This window comes from Campylobacter helveticus, assembly GCF_002080395.1.
GTDB lineage: Bacteria > Campylobacterota > Campylobacteria > Campylobacterales > Campylobacteraceae > Campylobacter_D > Campylobacter_D helveticus.
In genome coordinates, this window is sequence record NZ_CP020478.1 from 917,999 (window position 1) to 932,635 (window position 14,637).

The 14,637-nt window shown below is 35.1% G+C and carries 19 protein-coding genes; all 19 read right to left on the reverse strand.

Annotated elements, in window-relative coordinates; genetic code table 11:
* Positions 1 to 14: 14 nt before the first annotated feature.
* The 19 genes from purU to CHELV3228_RS04895 all read right to left on the reverse strand — a co-directional run bounded on the left by purU (position 15) and on the right by CHELV3228_RS04895 (position 14,637).
* A complete protein-coding gene (purU, locus tag CHELV3228_RS04810) occupies positions 15 to 839 on the reverse strand; it encodes a formyltetrahydrofolate deformylase (RefSeq protein ID WP_082199783.1) in 825 nt (274 codons plus the stop codon).
* Positions 824 to 1,936 carry a tRNA nucleotidyltransferase/poly(A) polymerase family protein gene (locus CHELV3228_RS04815; protein ID WP_082199784.1) on the reverse strand — a complete coding sequence of 371 codons (1,113 nt, stop codon included), beginning with the start codon at positions 1,934 to 1,936 and terminating at the stop codon, positions 824 to 826. Before CHELV3228_RS04815 ends, purU begins: the two co-directional genes overlap by 16 nt.
* On the reverse strand, positions 1,905 to 2,414 hold the full coding sequence (gene ciaD / locus CHELV3228_RS04820; RefSeq protein ID WP_082199785.1) for an effector protein CiaD: 510 nt from the start codon (positions 2,412 to 2,414) through the stop codon (positions 1,905 to 1,907). The genes CHELV3228_RS04815 and ciaD overlap by 32 nt, the downstream gene beginning before the upstream one ends.
* Positions 2,411 to 2,659, reverse strand: coding sequence for a hypothetical protein (locus CHELV3228_RS04825; RefSeq protein ID WP_115588789.1), 249 nt, complete (start codon positions 2,657 to 2,659; stop codon positions 2,411 to 2,413). Before CHELV3228_RS04825 ends, ciaD begins: the two co-directional genes overlap by 4 nt.
* Before the next feature lie 259 nt (positions 2,660 to 2,918).
* Positions 2,919 to 3,242 carry a branched-chain amino acid transporter permease gene (locus CHELV3228_RS04830; protein ID WP_082199786.1) on the reverse strand — a complete coding sequence of 108 codons (324 nt, stop codon included), beginning with the start codon at positions 3,240 to 3,242 and terminating at the stop codon, positions 2,919 to 2,921.
* Positions 3,235 to 3,906 (reverse strand): AzlC family ABC transporter permease, encoded by a 672-nt coding sequence (locus CHELV3228_RS04835; protein ID WP_082199787.1) that lies wholly within the window; start codon positions 3,904 to 3,906, stop codon positions 3,235 to 3,237. The genes CHELV3228_RS04830 and CHELV3228_RS04835 overlap by 8 nt, the downstream gene beginning before the upstream one ends.
* Positions 3,903 to 4,067 carry a hypothetical protein gene (locus tag CHELV3228_RS10285; RefSeq protein WP_167562797.1) on the reverse strand — a complete coding sequence of 55 codons (165 nt, stop codon included), beginning with the start codon at positions 4,065 to 4,067 and terminating at the stop codon, positions 3,903 to 3,905. Before CHELV3228_RS10285 ends, CHELV3228_RS04835 begins: the two co-directional genes overlap by 4 nt.
* Positions 4,068 to 4,111: 44 nt before the next feature.
* A complete protein-coding gene (locus tag CHELV3228_RS04840; RefSeq protein ID WP_082199788.1) occupies positions 4,112 to 4,450 on the reverse strand; it encodes a chaperone NapD in 339 nt (112 codons plus the stop codon).
* Positions 4,447 to 5,382, reverse strand: coding sequence for a WD40 repeat domain-containing protein (locus CHELV3228_RS04845; RefSeq protein WP_082199789.1), 936 nt, complete (start codon positions 5,380 to 5,382; stop codon positions 4,447 to 4,449). Before CHELV3228_RS04845 ends, CHELV3228_RS04840 begins: the two co-directional genes overlap by 4 nt.
* Positions 5,382 to 5,903 carry a nitrate reductase cytochrome c-type subunit gene (locus CHELV3228_RS04850; protein ID WP_082199790.1) on the reverse strand — a complete coding sequence of 174 codons (522 nt, stop codon included), beginning with the start codon at positions 5,901 to 5,903 and terminating at the stop codon, positions 5,382 to 5,384. The genes CHELV3228_RS04845 and CHELV3228_RS04850 overlap by 1 nt, the downstream gene beginning before the upstream one ends.
* The gene (napH, locus tag CHELV3228_RS04855; RefSeq protein ID WP_082199791.1) at positions 5,893 to 6,684 is read right to left on the reverse strand and encodes a quinol dehydrogenase ferredoxin subunit NapH; all 792 of its coding nucleotides are present in this window, start codon (positions 6,682 to 6,684) and stop codon (positions 5,893 to 5,895) included. The genes CHELV3228_RS04850 and napH overlap by 11 nt, the downstream gene beginning before the upstream one ends.
* The gene (gene napG, locus CHELV3228_RS04860; RefSeq protein WP_082199792.1) at positions 6,681 to 7,430 is read right to left on the reverse strand and encodes a ferredoxin-type protein NapG; all 750 of its coding nucleotides are present in this window, start codon (positions 7,428 to 7,430) and stop codon (positions 6,681 to 6,683) included. Before napG ends, napH begins: the two co-directional genes overlap by 4 nt.
* A gap of 1 nt (position 7,431) precedes the next feature.
* Positions 7,432 to 10,206, reverse strand: coding sequence for a periplasmic nitrate reductase subunit alpha (gene napA, locus CHELV3228_RS04865; RefSeq protein ID WP_082199793.1), 2,775 nt, complete (start codon positions 10,204 to 10,206; stop codon positions 7,432 to 7,434).
* Positions 10,207 to 10,350: 144 nt separating this feature from the next.
* On the reverse strand, positions 10,351 to 12,129 hold the full coding sequence (gene mrdA / locus CHELV3228_RS04870) for a penicillin-binding protein 2 (protein ID WP_082199794.1): 1,779 nt from the start codon (positions 12,127 to 12,129) through the stop codon (positions 10,351 to 10,353).
* Positions 12,129 to 12,623: a hypothetical protein gene (locus tag CHELV3228_RS04875; RefSeq protein WP_082199795.1), complete on the reverse strand. Its 495-nt coding sequence runs from the start codon at positions 12,621 to 12,623 to the stop codon at positions 12,129 to 12,131. The genes mrdA and CHELV3228_RS04875 overlap by 1 nt, the downstream gene beginning before the upstream one ends.
* Complete coding sequence (yihA, locus tag CHELV3228_RS04880) at positions 12,620 to 13,210, reverse strand: ribosome biogenesis GTP-binding protein YihA/YsxC (RefSeq protein ID WP_082199796.1); 591 nt, start codon at positions 13,208 to 13,210, stop codon at positions 12,620 to 12,622. Before yihA ends, CHELV3228_RS04875 begins: the two co-directional genes overlap by 4 nt.
* Positions 13,200 to 13,664, reverse strand: a complete 465-nt coding sequence (locus CHELV3228_RS04885; RefSeq protein ID WP_082199797.1) for an LptA/OstA family protein — start codon at positions 13,662 to 13,664, stop codon at positions 13,200 to 13,202. The genes yihA and CHELV3228_RS04885 overlap by 11 nt, the downstream gene beginning before the upstream one ends.
* A complete protein-coding gene (locus CHELV3228_RS04890; RefSeq protein ID WP_082199798.1) occupies positions 13,646 to 14,158 on the reverse strand; it encodes a hypothetical protein in 513 nt (170 codons plus the stop codon). The genes CHELV3228_RS04885 and CHELV3228_RS04890 overlap by 19 nt, the downstream gene beginning before the upstream one ends.
* Complete coding sequence (locus CHELV3228_RS04895) at positions 14,149 to 14,637, reverse strand: HAD-IIIA family hydrolase (protein WP_082199799.1); 489 nt, start codon at positions 14,635 to 14,637, stop codon at positions 14,149 to 14,151. The genes CHELV3228_RS04890 and CHELV3228_RS04895 overlap by 10 nt, the downstream gene beginning before the upstream one ends.

A 14,637-nucleotide genomic window follows, 5' to 3' on the forward strand; every position in this document is an offset into this window, starting at 1 on the left:
GGCTTATTAAAAACTTAAAAAATAATGGTTTTATTTTTATGTATGAAAATTCTATCCTCAAAAACTAAATCTAGAGCGTGAGAAAGGACATTTTTTTCTACATTTCTTCCCGCTTGTTGCATTTGCTTCCAACTTAATTCGTGGTTGATATTAATCACATCTTGCGTAATAATTGGACCTTCGTCTAAATTATTATTCACAAAATGTGCTGTCGCCCCTATAATCTTAACCCCTCTTTCAAAGGCTTGTTTGTAAGGATTTGCACCGATAAAAGCAGGGAGGAAGGAATGATGGATATTGATAATCTTGCCCTCAAAATGCCCCACGAAATTTGGGCTTAAAATTCGCATATATTTAGCCAAAACCAAATAGTCAAATTGATAATTTTTCAAGCACTCAAGTACCCTGCCCTCTTGCTCTTCTCGGCTGGTATTTTCTACGCTGATGAGATGATAAGGGATATTAAATTTATCAACCAAATCTTTTAACTCATTATGATTAGAAATCACCGCTTTAATATTTGCCTCAAGCTCATTGCTATAATGGCGTATTAGCAAGTCGCCAAGACAATGGCTTTCTTTTGTTACAAAAACAACAATGTCCTTTTTACGCTTTTCGTGTAGCTCTATAAGAGTATCCGCTCCAAGCATAGCCTCAAGTGTGCCTACAAAAGCATTTGGCTCAAATTCTCCCTCCAAAAGCGCACGGAAAAAAAACATCTCCTCGCCGACAAATTCATCGTTTTTAATGATATTAATATGATATTTAAAAATCACATCAGAAATTCTATAAATTAACCCTTTAGAATCTTTAGTGCAAATTTTTAAGATATAGTGCATTTTAACCCCTTTAAATAAGCCCTTAGCTCTCTTTCTCTTTCTTCTTCTAATTTTAAGCCCAGCATTTTACCACAATATCCTTGTTTTATAAAATCATCCGCTCGAATTTGGCTGACAAATTTATCTTCATAAACCCCCAAATTTTTAGCCCTTTCAATACGCTTTTTATCCCAAAGCCCTAGCCAAGATTTAAGCGGCATTAAAGAAGCGACTTTTAAAAGCTTCAAATCGCTTACATCTTCTTTAAAAAATGGCTGGGTGGCTTTGTGTAAAAGAGCTTTTTTTAGTTTGCTTTTCCTACAAAAAGCTTCTTTGATACCAAAATAATTAAGATAAAGATATAAAAATAAAGCTTCATCTTTAACAAATTTTCTAGCATTTTGGAGTAAATACAAAAAATTTTCATCTTTAAATTCCACGCCAAAAAGTTTTTTTTCTAAATTTAACTCACACAAAGTCTTATAGGCTAAATCTAAATGCTCCCCTTTAAAAAATTTATAAAGCTCTGCATTGATTCTATCTTCGCTCAAATCGCTAATATCCATATTTTTCATAAGTGTGAAACTTTGCGGTGCTAGGCTAAATTTAAAACGCGAGATAAATTGAATCGCTCTTAAAACTCTAAGACTATCCTCCATAAAACTCTCATCATTAATGTGTCTTAAAATTCCACTTTTTAAGTCATCAAGCCCCTTGTAAAAATCTAAAAGCTCATAAGTGAAAATATTTATCATTAAAGCATTAAGTGTAAAATCGCGCCTTTTAGCCGCTAAAGCCTCATCATCGCAAGGTTTTACTTCAAAGCCTGTGTGTCCGGGGGCATTTTTATTTTCCGTTCTAGCTAAAGCGAGGTCGTAGTTTTGAAATTTATAAACAAAAAAGCTTTTTCCATAGCCGTTTGCACCGAGTTTTTGCATTAAATCATCAAATTTTTTAGGACTAATATCATAAACTTCTATATCAAAGTCTTTAAGCTCAAGCCCCAACAAAAAATCCCGCACACTCCCACCAACCAAATAAGCCCTTTTGGTGTGAGGGCGTAAAAAATCAGCTATAAATTTAAGCTTATTTATTGAGCCTATCTTCGATATTTGCAAGTAAAAACTCTAGAAAATTAATAGTCAGCTCAAGCCTAGAATCCAAATCTTCCCTTTTGGTATCATTAAGTCCCTCAAAAAGTACCAAAATACGCTCTTTGAGATTTTTTAAAAATATATCCTCATTTAAACCCTGCACTTTAGCGATAATGTTAGGATTTAGAATTTCGCTTTCCTCTAGGATTTCTTCACTTTCTTGCGGAGGTGTTTTTTGACTTTCCTCTTTTTCATCTGGCTCTAAATTTCCTTGCTCTTCTTGAAATTTCGCCATTTGAATTTGCTCTAAAATTTCCTCTTGTTTATCTTTGCTTAAAGTCTCTTCTTCGACAACTTCAATAACTTCTTCTGTGTCCTTTACGGGCTCTTCTTTTTGATACTCTTCTTCTTGCTCTTTTAAGCTTTGAAGTTGCCTTTCTTGTTCTTTAATTTGATGATGCACTTCATCAATCGTCTTTTTTGCCAAATCTTCCAAATTCATATCTTTATCAACCACCTTTTAAATTCATTAATTTCCTCTTCGCTTTTCATCGTAAGAAAAAAATCAAGCATTTGTATGTTTAAATCTTTATTTTTAGAACGCAAACCACTCAATCTTCGTATCGCAGCTATGGCGTTTTCATTACTTGGGTCGTTTTTGAGAATATTTTTATAAATTTCTAAAGCCTCATTTTTAAGCCCTTGCGCTTCATAGATGGATGCTTCCGTAATGGTATTTTTCATTATTTCCCTTAAAAAAATTTGAAATATTTTAGCACAAAGCTTAGTTTTATTCAAGCAAAAGACCCATTGCAATCCCAACCACATATAAAGCACTAAATTTGCCGATTTTGTCTAAATGTGCATTCATAAAATGCTTAAAAACGCTCCCACTCAAAGCATAAAAACTAAGACAAAGAAATTAACTAATCCTAGCAAAAAAAATAAATTCAAATAGATAAAACCGAGCAAAAGAGTGATGATAAATAAAAAATACTCCACAATCTCACCCCAAAAATCTCAAACAAATCATATAAAAAATCGTCCCCAAAACGATACTTAAAAGAGCATTTTTAAATTTAAGATGAAAGAAAAAAACAAAAACGCAAGCCAAAATTATATCAAGCCCATAAGGCGCTTTACTAAAATCCACCCCATAAAAAGTGTAAAAAAACAAAACGACTATGATGAGCAAAGGCATATTTTTTTGTATAAAAAGCAAATTTTTGCTTTCTTCTTTGTGTTTGAAAAGATGATAGGGCAAAACTCTAGAAAGATAAGTGCCTATAAATGCTGCCAAAATCATCATTAAAATATAATTTTCAAACATATCTTTTTCCTAAAAAAAGCAAAGCAAGCCCCACACTCAAACAAAAAGCAAACATATAAGCCTTATCGATGCAAAAAAGTGCGAGAAGCGAAAGTAAAGTCGCAAAAAGAAGAATTTTTAATTTAGGATTTTGCTTGTAAAGTTCATAAGCTAAAACGATGAAAAGAGCATTAAGCGAAAATTCAATCCCACTATAATCAATCTTAATATTTTTTTGAAATAAAAATCCAAGCAAAGAGCCTAAAATCCAATAGCTATGATTTAAAAAACAAATTCCAAAAATAAGCCTAGTATGCTCTTTTTGACTTAAATTTTTTGCTTGATTTTTGCGTGAGCTAATAAGAGCAAAACTTTCATCTGTAAGTGCAAAAATGGCATAATGCCTTAAAAAATTCATCTTTTTAAATTCTTTTAATAAAGATAAAGTATAAAAAAAATGTCTAAAATTCACCAAAAACGAAGTAAGTGCCACCTCTAAAAATCCAGCACCCCCACTAATTAAAGCGACCAAAACAAACTGCCCTGCTCCAGCATAAACCACCAAAGAGCTTAAAAGCACTTGATAAAAACTAAACCCCTCACTTGTGGCTAAAATTCCAAAAGCCATCCCAAGAGGGATATAGCCCATTAAAACAGGTAAAGTGAGACTAAAAAGATTTTTCATTTGTTTTTAAAAAGACTTTCTAAGTGTTTGCGTTTTTCTTCTTCTAAGGTAACATTTCTTTCAAATTTTTGTATTTTCTCTTGTTTAATATCCTTAAAATAATAATAATCTATGCCAAAAAGTAAAACGATAACGAAAAGCAAGGGTAGCAAAAAAACCATAAAAACAACTTTTTAAAAATTTAGAAAAGTATTGTAGCGAAAATTTAGGATAATTTTTGAAAAACACTGCCATTATAAGTGATATTTTCAGCTTTCTCATTTTTCTCTATGCTTTCTATCGCACCACTATTTATAGCCTTTTGTATATCTTCATCCAAATCTTGATAGGAAAAAACCATATTGATACTAATTAAATTTGGCAAAGCTTCAAGTTTTTTATAAGCCTTAAGTTCAGAATCTAAATCATCGCTTTCTATAACAACAATAAGCTTATCTTTTTCCCTAAGCTCCACAGAGCAAAGCTCGATTTGTGCGATAGCTTCAGCCAAAGAATCAATTTTATCTTCTTTCGCAACAATCAAAACGCTGGAAAGATTCATCATAAACTCCTCATCAAAATCACTTTACCAAAACCAGAAATTAATAAATTCTCATCATCTAAAAAAATAATAAATTCACTCATCATATCTAAATTTTCAAATTTTTTTATACTTTTTAAAGTCGCAATTTCAAAAAGCTCTGTAATGCCCCTATCATTATCACTAAAAGCACCAATTTTTCCACTTGGACTTAAAGCACAAGCGTAAATTAAGAAATCTTTTTGTAAAAAATCTTGTTTCTCTTGGTTTATCACCCCTACGCGTCTATCCGTGCCACAGCTTAAAATCACACCATTTTTGCAACTTACCTGATAAATATTGTCCTTATGTAAGGTATTGTAATTTTTAAGAATTTGCCATTTTTCCAAATCAAAAAGCTCCACCTCCCCACTTTCAAATCCAGCCACAAGTCTCTTTTTATCTTCACTTAAAGCCAAATCATTTAAACTAGAATGTGAAAATTTAAAGCTTTTAAGCTCTTTAAAATCCAAATTTAAAAGCTTGATTTCAGAACCTATCAATCCAACAAGCAAAGTATTTTCATCGATAAAAAAAGCACGACTTACACCCTCAAATTCAAGCTTTTTGGTTTTAATCAAAGTCTTATCTTCATAAATGCTTAAATTCTTGCCACCATAATCTCCCTCGCTTAAAATAAGCATTTTGTTTTTTAAAACATCAATATGATAAATTTTCGCCCCCAAAAATTCATAATAATTTTGCACTTTTTCAAGCTTAACCAAAGGCTCTTTTAAGAAAACATCCTCATTTTGCCCTCTTAAATCCTTTGTTTCAAATAAAAAAATTTTCCCCTCATCTGTGCCTACATATAAAAGTTTTTCTTCGAGCTTTAAAGCTGTAACATTTGAATTTAGCTCGATTTTAAAACCCATAAGTTCTAAACTAAGCACAAGAAAAAGGAGAATTTTTTTCATTATTTCACGCCCTCGTTCATTACATCGATAAGATTGGATTTTGTTTTAAGCGTTTCATTTTTAAATTCCGCTTTAAAGGTATTTCCTACCAAAGGTTTCGCATCGCTTTGAGCGACATGGCACTGAGTGCAGTTAAATCTTACCTCACTAATCGTATCGCCTGTGGATTTATTTTTCCTAAAGTCATAATAATGCGTTTCAGGTGCTGCAATCGCTCCAACATCCCTAGCAATAGCCTTATCGTGGCAAGTTAGACAAGAATTACTATCTCTAGTGATAGGAAGCATACCATCAAGATTGTGCGAGATTAAAGGCGGAGCATTTTCAAAAGCTCTTTCCAAAAGAGCTGATTCTCCAGCACCTAAACCACTATAATTAATGTCGCTTAAAACCACGCCATTTTCATTATTTAAATTTGCTTTTCTAAGTCCAATTTGTTCGGAACTTACCCCATTGTTCATAGCACAAGCTGCTAAAAATAAAGCTGCTGCCGCAGAAACTAAGAAAATTTTATTTTTCATTATTTTTCCTTAAATCAAATATATTAAAACTCAAAGCATCGTCATTACACACATCGATACACCTACCGCATCTTATACACTCGCCAGAATTCACGCTCACACTTTCTTTTCCCACCATCCAAAGCACTTGTTTTTCAGGACAAACGCTCACGCAGTGATAGCATTTTGTGCAATGATTTGCCTTATGCTTGATTTTTAATAAGGCAAAACGCGAGATTAAAGCATAAAAAGCTCCTAGCGGACACAAATGCGAACAAGTCGCCCTAAAGCTTAAAAATGTATCAACGCAAAAAATCACAAAAGCAACAAAAAGCCAAGAAGCTCCACCAAATATAATCCCCCTATGCACGATACCTATATAAGAAATTCCCTCAAACACAGGCAAAGAAAGTGCAAAAGAGAGGATTAAAACCAAACCCAAAAGATAATAGCGTAAATTTTTACTTAAAATTAAGCTTTTGTTTGCCTTAAATCCAAATTTTACCCTTATAAAAGCGGCAAAATCTGTGATTAAATTCACAGGACAGACCCAAGCACAAAACGCTCTACCTAAAAACACACCATATAAAATAAGCACCACACAAGCCCCAAGCAAAGCCATCATATCCACGCTAAAACTAGCAAGATAAATTTGAAGCACAGCAAAAGGGTCGCTAAGCGGTATCACGGAAAAAAGTTTAGATGAGCTTAAATCGCCCTTTAAGATAAAGTCAAACACACTAAAGCTAAAAAGCACCAAAATAGAAATTTGCACGATGCGTCTTAGGATAAGATACTTCATAGCAAATCCCCCTCATTAAGATAATTTTTTGCTTTGTCATTATCAAGCCTTTTTTGTGTGCCTACGCCTTTAAGTCTATTTTCATCTTCTTTGTCCCAGCCTTTGACATAATGCGCCCCAGCCTTACCCAAAACAAAACTTCTAGGCAAAACGCGAATTGCGGCCTCCTCCGTAATACAAGCCTTTTCACACAGCCCACAACCCACACAATACTCATTATCAACCACAGGGAGTAAAAATGCGTGTTTGGCGGTGCGGTCGTTTCTTTTTGTCTCTATCTTTAACGCTTTGTCTATCAAAGGACAGGCTCTATAACACGCATCGCATTGTATGCCCCAGTGTGCGACACAAGAAGCACTATCGACTATAGCAATACCCATTTTAAGCTCTTTAACGCCATTTTCTTTTTTAAGATAATTTTTATCTAAAGCATCAGTTGGACAATCCCTAATGCAAGGAATATCCTCACAAAGATAGCAAGGAATTTCTCGCGCTTTAAAAAAGGGTGTGCCATTTTGCGGTGCGTCAAGCAAAGAGGCAAGTTTTAGCGTATCGTAAGGACAAGCTTTCACGCACAGCCCACAACGGATACATTTGCTTAAAAATCTCTCCTCATCTTCAGCACCCGGAGGACGCAAAAATACGCCCTCATCTGCCTTAAGTGCCAAAGTCGCTAAAAATCCTCCCCCAGCACACAAACACAAGCCTTTAAAGCTTTTGACGAAAAACTCCCTTCTACCACTCATATCAAACCTTAGTGATTTTCACAGCGCACTTTTTAAAGTCGGTTTGCTTTGAAAGCGGACAAGTCGCATCAAGCGTAACTTTATTAATATACACATTTTCATCAAACCAAGGCACATAAACAAGTCCTTTAGGAGGCTTGTTTCTCCCTCTCATATCCACTTTTGCCTTAACCTTGCCGCGGCGTGATTCCACCCATACTAAATCACCTTGCTCTAATTTAAGCTTTTTGCAATCCTCCTCATTCATATAGCAAAGTGCCTCAGGCACAGCACGGTAAAGCTCAGGCACGCGCATAGTCATCGTCCCACTATGCCAATGCTCCAAAACTCTACCCGTTGAAAGCCAGAAAGGATACTCCTCACTTGGACGCTCAGGTGCTTTCATAAATGGTCTAAAGAAAATTTTAGCCTTGTTTTTAATGCTAAATTTCTCTTCTGTTCTAGGACCTAACAAATCGCCTTTTTGTAAATTTTTATCAAAAACTCCATAAAACGCAAAGTCGCTATTTGGCGCAGCTTTTCTTGCGTAATAATCAAATTTAGTATTAAATCTCCACTGCGTTTCTTTACCATTTACCACAGGCCATCTTAAGCCTCTTACTTGGTGATAAGTATTAAAATCTGCCAAATCGTGTCCGTGCCCTAAGCCAAATTTTCGGTATTCTTCCCAAAGATATTTTTGCACGAAGAAGCCATAACCGGTAAATTCTTTACCATCGCTACCAATAATCTTTCTCTCATCGCCGTTTGCTTCACTATTATCATAACCTTTGGCAATTTTGTCATCAGCCTTAAATTTCTTTGCCTCAGCATTAGCAAAAAGCACATCATAAAGCGTATCTTCCTCGCTATAACCCATAGCCTTAGCCTCTGCCAAAACACTAGGTAAAGTAAGCTTGTCATCGACTTTTTTCTCATCCCAAACTTCTTTAAGCTTAAAGCGTTTTGCAAATTCCATAACCTGCCAAGTATCGCTCATCGCCGCACCCACAGGAAGCACTTGCTGTCTCCAGTGCTGCGTTCTTCTTTCGGCGTTACCATAAGAACCCCACTTTTCATAAATCATCGCACTCGGCAAAATTAAATCTGCCACTTTGGCTGAAATTCCCGGATAGCAATCGCTCACAACGATGAAGTTGTCCATATTGCGAGCTGCTTCAATCCAGTGGTTAGCATTAGCGGTATTTTGCCAAGGATTATTCACTTGCACCCAAGCAAATTTAATCTTTCCGTCCTCTAAATCACGCATAATTTTAAGGTAAGGGGAACCCGGCTTTGGATTAATTGTGCCATTAGGAACTTTCCAAATTTTTTCTGAAACAGCTCTGTGTTTTGGATTTGCTACGACCATATCTGCTGGCAAGCGGTGTGAAAAAGTCCCAACCTCTCTGGCGGTTCCACAGGCTGATGGCTGACCTGTCAAGGAAAAGGCACCACTACCCGGCTTTGCTTGTTTGCCAAGTAAAAAGTGTATCATATAAGCTTGCTCATTGACCCAAGTGCCTCTTGTGTGCTGATTAAAGCCCATAGTCCAAAAGCTGACCACTTTGCGATTTTTTTCTATGTATAAATTTGCAAGCTCTTGAAGTTTTTTCTTAAAGTCCTCCAAACTCTCGCTCTCATCGCCCTTAGCTACCTTAGCTACATAGTCTAAAGTATAAGGCTCTAATCCTTTTTTAAATTCCTCAAAAGAAATTTCCCAGTTTTTATCAGGCACACCTTGATGTGTCATTTTAAAAGTATCTCCAGCCTTTACGCCAAGATAAGATAAAGCTGTCGCTTCTTCTTCATCTAAAACTATGCTGTTTTCTTTAGCGACAATATCTTTTTCGCTCTTTTTAAATTTAGGATGGTTTGGATTATTTCTCATACCATAGCCTATATCTGCATAACCTGTAGCAAATACGCAGTGTTTTTTGATAAATTCTTTATCCATAGCTTCAGGGTGATTATAAACAATTTCCCTTGCTATGTAGTTCCAAATCGCCAAATCTGTATTTGGTTTAAAAATAATCTCAGTATCTGCGATATGACTTGTGCGGTTTGAAAAAGTGCTAAGATTAACAACCTTAACCTTATCTAAATTGCTTAGCTTTCTATCACTTACTCTTGACCAAAGTATAGGGTGCATTTCTGCCATATTTGCTCCCCAAGTGATGATAGTGTCGGTTAGCTCTATATCATCATAACAGCCCGATGGCTCATCAACGCCAAAAGTTTGCATAAAGCCCACAACAGCAGAAGCCATACAATGCCTTGCATTTGGATCAATATTATTTGTCCTAAAACCAGCTTTTGCAAGTTTGACACTTGCATAGCCTTCTTGGATGGTATATTGCCCGCTACCAAAAATTCCAACGCCTGTTACACCAAGCTCATTGTAAGCTTTTTTAAATTGCTTTTCCATTTCATCAAAAGCTCTTTGCCACGAAACTTGCTGAAATTTACCTTTTTTATCAAATTCTCCCTTACTATTCACTCTAAGTAAAGGCATTACAAGGCGGTCTTCACCATACATAATCTTAGCATTAAAATAACCCTTAATGCAGTTAAGCCCACGGTTTACAGGTGCAGCAGGGTCTCCTTTAATGGCGACTATTTTGCCATCTTTTCTAGCCACCATAATCCCACAGCCCGTTCCACAAAATCGGCATACGGATTTATCCCATTGCCATTCTTCCTTAGGTGCAGCCATTAAAGAGCTTGGCACACTCATACCAGCGACACTTGCAGCACTTGCAATTGCCGTATTCTTGATAAAATCCCTTCTATTCATTTTTTTCCTTTCAAGGTAAAATCAATATATTTTACCATTTAAAATCTTAATAAGATACAAAAATATTAAAAAAAATGAATAATTTTAAAGTGTGAATTTATAGCACTTTTTTACTCTTTTTAATGATTTTAAAACATAAAATTATTAATTTTTAAAATAACCCATTTGATGCATTTTTTGATAAATTTGTGCGGTTAAAGCTCCTGTGGTCGTGCTTTTTCCACCATGCTCAAGCAAGATGGTTACCACATAACGCGGCTTATCATAAGGCGCATAACTTGTAATCCAAGTGTGAGAACGCGTATAGTATTTAAGCTCGGCTTCATTGACCCTATTTTTATCCGCTTGAGAAAAGCCAATCACCTGAGCCGTGCCTGTTTTTGCCGCTATCTTCACAGGCAAATGATTAAGATAGCGATAAGCCGTTCCACCCTGCTCATTTGCCACGGCATACATTGCATTTCTAATGTATGGAAGTTGAGCTTTTTCAAAAAGTGTAAAAATTTCTTTATTTGTGCTAACATTTTTATCTTTTAAAAAGTGAGGACTAACTTTCTCTCCTGTGGCAATTTGTGCGGTGTATTTGGCAATTTGCATAGGAGTTACTAAAAAATTGCCCTGCCCTATGCTAGTATTGAGCGTTTCGCCTTGATACCACGGCTTTTTATAGCGTTGCATTTTCCACTCTTTACTTGGCACGACCCCGACAAATTCATTAGGCAAATCTACGCCTGTTTTTGCCCCAAAGCCTATGCGTGAAAGCGTGGAGGCTATAAGATCTATCCCCACTTTTAAGCTCCCTTCATAAAAATACACATCACAACTATGCTTGATGGCGTGTTTTAGGTCCATAGAGCCGTGTCCGCTTCGATTCCAACAGCGAAAATTTCGCCCTGCTAACTCAACAGAACCAGAGCAATAAAACTCAGTGGCGGTATTGATGGAATTTGAATTTAAAAAAGCAAGTCCAACGCCCATTTTCACAACGGAGCCGGGTGGGTAATTTGCATTAACCAAGCGATTAGTAAAAGGGTGGTCTAAATTTTCTATCAAGGCTTTCCAGTCTTTTGTGGAAATTCCACGAACAAAAGGATTTAAGTCGTATTCCGGAAAGCTTGAAGCAGCTAAAATTTCTCCACTATAAGCGTCCATCACCACAGCTGCTCCGCTATTATCAGCAAAAATTTCACTTAAATAACTTTGCAAATTAACATCCAAGCTCAAAATGATATCTTGTGAGCTTGAATCTTTATAAGAAAGCTCTTCTAGCACTTGATTAAAGGCATTAACTTTATAAACCCTCTCGCCTCTTTGCCCTTGCAAAATTTCATTATAATAACGCTCTATCCCACTTTTTCCCGTGTAGTTTGTGAGTTTTGCTATCTCATTTTCACTCATATCTTGCAAATTTGCTTTTTGCGTATAGCCTATGATGTGGGAGGCTAATTTACCATACGGATACTTACGCTTTGTCGTTGGGATAATGCGGATATTTTCATTTTGAGAAAGTTGAGAAAAATGCGGACTTATCTCATCGTAAGTAAGAAAATCAACCAGCTCGATAAAATCTTGATTATAATAAGAATCGCTTCGTTTGTAATTTCTTATTAGCATTGTTGCATTGAGATCTGGGAAATGCTCTTGTAGCTTGGCTACTTCCATTTCTAACTTACCTCTATGCTCCTTTTTGATGCTCAAATATGGCTTCAATGCTATGCTAAATCCCAAGTCATTCATCGCCAAAATAGAGCCATTTCTATCTAGTATCTCGCCTCTTGTTGGAGCTAGATAGTCCGTTTTAATGGAATTTTGCCTTGCAAGTTCTTCATAATAGACATTAGACTTTATACTAAGATAATACACTCTACTTAATAAAAGCACAAAAAAAAGAAAAATAAAAGCTACAACAAGACGCATTCTCATTATATCTTACCTTTAAAAAAGATAAAGGCGAACAATGCCTCAAAGCATATAGAAACAAAATAAGAAAAATTAAGCAAATTTGCTTTTTCATTATTTGCATACGAAAAGACAAGCTCTAAAACAGCGACAAAAAGATAAGCACAATACACAAAGATAATAGGCGTTATGCTCGACATTTTCAAATTTGTCTTAATCCACCCCGCAAAAGCGTAATAAAAAATAAAAAAAGCTATCCACGAAGAAAAAGGAAAGAAATCGTGAGTCATATCTGCAAAAAGTAGAAAAAATAAAGAAAAATACCAACGAAAATCAAGTTTTAAAAGTGTCTTTTCCCTCTCTTCTAAAAGCATAAACATATAGCAAAAAAAGAAACCATAAAGCAAAGGAAGATACAAAAAAGCTGAAGTTAAAATTTCATAAAAGATAAAAAAAATTCCCAAAAAGACATATGAGAAATTTAAGCTTTTATTATAAACGCTCACCCTTTTCATCATAATCCTAGCGTTTTTTCCAAGATGATATTTTCTAAAATATCCAAGCCGTTTTTATTTAAATTTGAAACAAGTAAAGAATTTTCAAAACTATTTTTAAGCTTAGTTTTTTGGCTTTGATTTAATTTATCTGCTTTAGTAAAAACTTTTAAAATTTGCTGGTCGGCTCTTAAAAAACTTTTCAAATACGCCTCTACGCCCAAATCAATCTCCAAATTTGTATGTCTTGCGTCTATAAGATGTAAAAAAAGCTTGATAGAAGTGCGGAGCTTTAGAAATTCGTCTAAATTTTTATTCCAAATTTCTTTAAGATTTTTTGAAACCTTAGCATAACCAAAACCCGGCAAATCAATAAAATGAATTTTAAATTTATCCTCACCTCTCTTGCATTCTACTTTAAAAAAATTAATAAGCTGGGTTTTTCCCGGTGTGCTTGAACTTTTGGCAAGTTTTTTTTGTCTGCAAAGGGCATTAATGAGAGAGCTTTTGCCCACATTTGACCGCCCCAAAAATGCCACTTCGCTGCAGTTTGCTTCGAAATTTGAATCAAATTTCGCCAAAGAAGTGAGAAAAGTCGCACTATTTATCATCTTCAAGCTCAAAAACAAAACGCGCAGGTTTATTTTGCCTACTTTGCACTTGATAAACATTTGCTTTTCTATCAACGATGATTTTATCGCCGTAAAGTTTTTTATCTGTGTTTATCTCGTGGATAAAAGCGTTTCCATTTATCTCGTAAGTATCTTTTAATACATTATAGATAAATTTATCTCCGCTCCCCTTATATGTCTTGCCACTCAGGTTAATGCTAAATTTGGGATTTTTATTTGCCTCGTAACGCAAAGGCTTTCTGTCTTTATCCATAAAAATGATAAGCTCTTCAGTATTCAGCACATCTTTGCCTCTACTTACGACAACATTACCGCTTAATATACTTTTCCCAGCATTTTCATCTGCATAAAAATTTAACGCCTTTACCTCAATGCTATCTGCGAAAATAATATTGAAAGTTAAAAAAAGCCCAACTAGCGATTTATAAGCCACGCATTTACCCCTTGCACTCTTAAAATTTTGTTCCTCACATCATAATTTAAAGCATTCCCTTGCACTACATTGCCATTTAAAAAAGCTTTAAAATTTGTATCGCTGGAGACTTCTTTGCTTTTTGTGTTGTATTTTACTTTTTCACTCATAATTTTTATATCATCGCTACTATAAACTACATCACCCTCAAAAAGCACATTTTCTTGCTTCTCGCCTAAAACCTCCAACAAATTTGCACTTAAATTAAAATCTCCGCCCAAATTAATAAAATTTTGAAAAACATCTCTATCATTATAACGAGTCCAAGTTTTCGCTTCGTAATAAGACTTTATATTTGTCGCGTTTAGCTCATAGGCATATAAGCGATGAGCTTCGACATTTTTAAAATCAAGCGCATAATTTTTTAAGTCTATAGTGTAAGGATTTTGCAAACTAACCAAAGTAAAAATGATGCTAAAAAGAGCGATTAAAATTCCAAAAATTTTTATCGCCAAAGTGCGTCCCACTCTTTTTGCATAGCATTTTTTTCTATGATAAGCTCTATCATTTGCGACACCGCACCATTTCCGCCCTTTTTCTTAAGCTTTACATCGACTTTTAAATCTTTATGTGCATCTTTTGGCTTAAAACTAAGCCCGACAGCTTCAAGCAAGGCTTTATCGTTATGATAATCCCCTATCGCAGCACATTGTGAAAATTCCAAATTTAAATCTTTCAAAAGCTCTTTGGCACAGCTTAGTTTATCTTTAATGCCCTGAAATAAAAACTCGATTTTTAAATCTTTTGCTCTTTGCTCCACGCAAGGACTATTACGCCCGGTAATTATGGCTATTTTTTTGCCAAGCTTAAGCCACGCCTCAATGGCAGCTCCATCTTTCACATCAAATTCTTTTATCTCTCCACCATTTTGTGTGTAGATGATTTTACCATCCGTTAAGCAACCATCTACATCTAAAAAAATTAATTCTATCAT

Bases quoted from the DNA above. Each gene is read 5' to 3' on its own strand.
- purU (WP_082199783.1), bottom strand. From the start codon at position 839: ATGCACTATATCTTAAAAATTTGCACTAAAGATTCTAAAGGGTTAATT.
- ciaD (WP_082199785.1), bottom strand. From the start codon at position 2,414: ATGAATTTGGAAGATTTGGCAAAAAAGACGATTGATGAAGTGCATCAT.
- CHELV3228_RS04830 (WP_082199786.1), bottom strand. From the start codon at position 3,242: ATGTTTGAAAATTATATTTTAATGATGATTTTGGCAGCATTTATAGGC.
- CHELV3228_RS04835 (WP_082199787.1), bottom strand. From the start codon at position 3,906: ATGAAAAATCTTTTTAGTCTCACTTTACCTGTTTTAATGGGCTATATC.
- CHELV3228_RS10285 (WP_167562797.1), bottom strand. From the start codon at position 4,067: ATGGTTTTTTTGCTACCCTTGCTTTTCGTTATCGTTTTACTTTTTGGC.
- CHELV3228_RS04840 (WP_082199788.1), bottom strand. From the start codon at position 4,450: ATGATGAATCTTTCCAGCGTTTTGATTGTTGCGAAAGAAGATAAAATT.
- CHELV3228_RS04845 (WP_082199789.1), bottom strand. From the start codon at position 5,382: ATGAAAAAAATTCTCCTTTTTCTTGTGCTTAGTTTAGAACTTATGGGT.
- CHELV3228_RS04850 (WP_082199790.1), bottom strand. From the start codon at position 5,903: ATGAAAAATAAAATTTTCTTAGTTTCTGCGGCAGCAGCTTTATTTTTA.
- napH (WP_082199791.1), bottom strand. From the start codon at position 6,684: ATGAAGTATCTTATCCTAAGACGCATCGTGCAAATTTCTATTTTGGTG.
- napG (WP_082199792.1), bottom strand. From the start codon at position 7,430: ATGAGTGGTAGAAGGGAGTTTTTCGTCAAAAGCTTTAAAGGCTTGTGT.
- napA (WP_082199793.1), bottom strand. From the start codon at position 10,206: ATGAATAGAAGGGATTTTATCAAGAATACGGCAATTGCAAGTGCTGCA.
- mrdA (WP_082199794.1), bottom strand. From the start codon at position 12,129: ATGAGAATGCGTCTTGTTGTAGCTTTTATTTTTCTTTTTTTTGTGCTT.
- CHELV3228_RS04875 (WP_082199795.1), bottom strand. From the start codon at position 12,623: ATGATGAAAAGGGTGAGCGTTTATAATAAAAGCTTAAATTTCTCATAT.
- yihA (WP_082199796.1), bottom strand. From the start codon at position 13,210: ATGATAAATAGTGCGACTTTTCTCACTTCTTTGGCGAAATTTGATTCA.
- CHELV3228_RS04895 (WP_082199799.1), bottom strand. From the start codon at position 14,637: ATGATAGAATTAATTTTTTTAGATGTAGATGGTTGCTTAACGGATGGT.